General features: G+C 67.5%; 2 protein-coding genes and 2 pseudogenes. 3 read left to right on the forward strand and 1 reads right to left on the reverse strand.

Annotation, left to right across the window (positions count from 1 at the left end):
• On the forward strand, positions 1-541 hold a 541-nt coding region (locus CcI156_RS23595; protein WP_254847592.1), incomplete at its 5' end, for a transposase.
• Between the two features lie 24 nt (positions 542-565).
• A pseudogene (locus tag CcI156_RS23600) lies at positions 566-925 on the forward strand (acyl-ACP desaturase); the annotation flags it as partial.
• 104 nt (positions 926-1,029) lie between these two features.
• Here the strand turns inward: CcI156_RS23600 and CcI156_RS23605 are convergent.
• A pseudogene (locus CcI156_RS23605) lies at positions 1,030-1,464 on the reverse strand (DDE-type integrase/transposase/recombinase); the annotation flags it as partial.
• 222 nt (positions 1,465-1,686) lie between these two features.
• On the opposite strand from CcI156_RS23605, the gene CcI156_RS23610 reads away from it, so the two are divergent.
• On the forward strand, positions 1,687-2,080 hold a 394-nt coding region (locus CcI156_RS23610), incomplete at its 3' end, for a PHP domain-containing protein (RefSeq protein WP_139341616.1).

Here is a 2,080-nt window from a genome sequence, read left to right on the forward strand (position 1 = left end):
GAGCCTGCGACCCCCGAAGGCCCGGACCTGGGCCCCACGGGGACACACCCCGACCGTGCGAGTGTCCGGGAAGGGCTCCGGGCGGGTCTCGATGGCAGCCCTGGTCTGCTACCGGCCCGGCCAGCGGCCCCGGCTGTTCTACCGGGTCCTGACCCACCACGGCCGTAAGGGCGAGCGTCGTAGCTTCTCCGAGGACGACTACGCCACCCTGCTCGTCGCCGCGCACCACCAGCYCCGTGCTCCGATCATCCTGTGTTGGGACAACCTCAACACCCACCGCAGCGCCGCGATGCGCAGGTTCCTCACCCGCCACGCCCACTGGCTGACCGTGATCCCCCTGCCCGCCTACGCCCCCGACCTCAACCCCGTCGAAGGCGTGTGGGCCCACGTCAAACGCGACCTGGGCAACCACGTCCGGGTCACCGTCGACCAGCTCACCGCCACGATCAAGACCCTGCTCAAACGCGTCCAGTACCGGCCCGACCTGATCRCCGGCTTCCTCGGCCAGACCGAACTGATCATCGACCCGGAACCGCCGTAGCCAGACCCTGACCATTCAAGCTCTGTACGCACCGTGGCCGGCGATCCGGTCCTGGCCGACGTCCTCACCCGACTCGCCCGCGACGAGTCGCGCCACTTCGCGTTCATGGCGGATGTAGTCGAGCGGTACCTGCGCCGGGAGGGCGACGCCGTGGTGGAGCCAATCCGCGAGGTCATTGCGACCTTCCGGATGCCACTGGCYGACACCATCCGCGGCTACTGGCGATGGGCACTGCGGATCCGGGAAGTCGCCCACTACGACCACACAGATGCCTACGCTCACCTCATCCGGGTCGTGAACCGCGCCGTCAACGCCCGGTCCGACCGGGTGAATGAACTGGTCACCTTTATCGACGCATGCCGGACCGCTCCCGTCCCGGCCTGAGCCTGTGGGATGCCAGAAGTCGTCCTGGGCCTGTGACCTGGGCTGATGCGGCGGAGCGGGCAGACGGCGAGATCGCCGGTTCGCCGCGGTGTCCGCGGGGTGGGACGGCGGATCGGCCCCCTAACCGCTCGATTACCAGACGAAACGTTACGTATCGGCCCGTTCCGGGATATGTCGCGCAGCGCCGCAAAATCCGAGGTCGCGGCGTTTTYGGCGCCGGAATGGCAGGCCTCGGGAGCGGCTCGTCGAGGGTCCGCGGGTAGACCGGGGTTTTGTCGGTAGTGACCTCGACCGGGCGGCGCCCATACGCCGGCGCCCATACGCCGGCGCCCGGTCGAAGAACCGGCGGGCAGTCGTCTGGTCGCGGCGGGTACTGGGGTACTGGTGAGAACATCGATGACCCGCCCGTGCTGGTCGACCGCCCGGTACAGGTAGGTCCATCGGCTGGCGATCTTGACGTGGGTGTCGTCGACATACCACCTGTCGCCCGGTTGGTGCCGGCAGGGCCGGGCCGCGTCGGCGAGCAAGGGCGTAAAGCGAGGAGGTGTACTCGCGCGGCACGTGGCTGACCACGACGCAGGGCGCGCCTCATCGCGTCGCTGCGTTCTCGGGTATGTCGACGGGTCCACCATTGATCTCAACGAATTGTCTTTGGAGGATCAACGCGCTTAGGGGCTGTTGTGTCGCGTGCCTCTCCGGTGGCTCTGGGTGGCGGGGTTAGACTCCGACCGGCGGGCCGTTGTGGGCGAGAGGGGACTGGGATGCCGACGGATTCTTTTGTTCACCTCCATGTGCACACTGAGTATTCGATGCTGGACGGTGCGGCGAAAACGGGCCTGCTTTTCAAGGAAGCGGCGAAGTTGGGGATGCCGGCTGTCGGGATGACCGACCACGGTAACATGTTCGGTGCCTACGAATTTTATCAGGGTGCGAAGTCCGCGGGTGTCAAGCCGATCATCGGGATCGAGGCGTACCTGGCGCCCGAGTCGCGCCACCACAAGCGGCCTGTCCTGTGGGGGGAACGCTCGCAGCGCGACGTCGACCCTGCGGGTGAGGGCGGTGACGTGTCCGGTGGCGGCGCCTACACCCACATGACGATGCTCGCAGCCAACGCCGCCGGGCTGCGCAACCTGTTCCGGCTGTCGTCGATCGCGT

It is taken from the genome of Frankia sp. CcI156, from assembly GCF_001983015.1.
Lineage (GTDB): Bacteria > Actinomycetota > Actinomycetes > Frankiales > Frankiaceae > Frankia > Frankia casuarinae.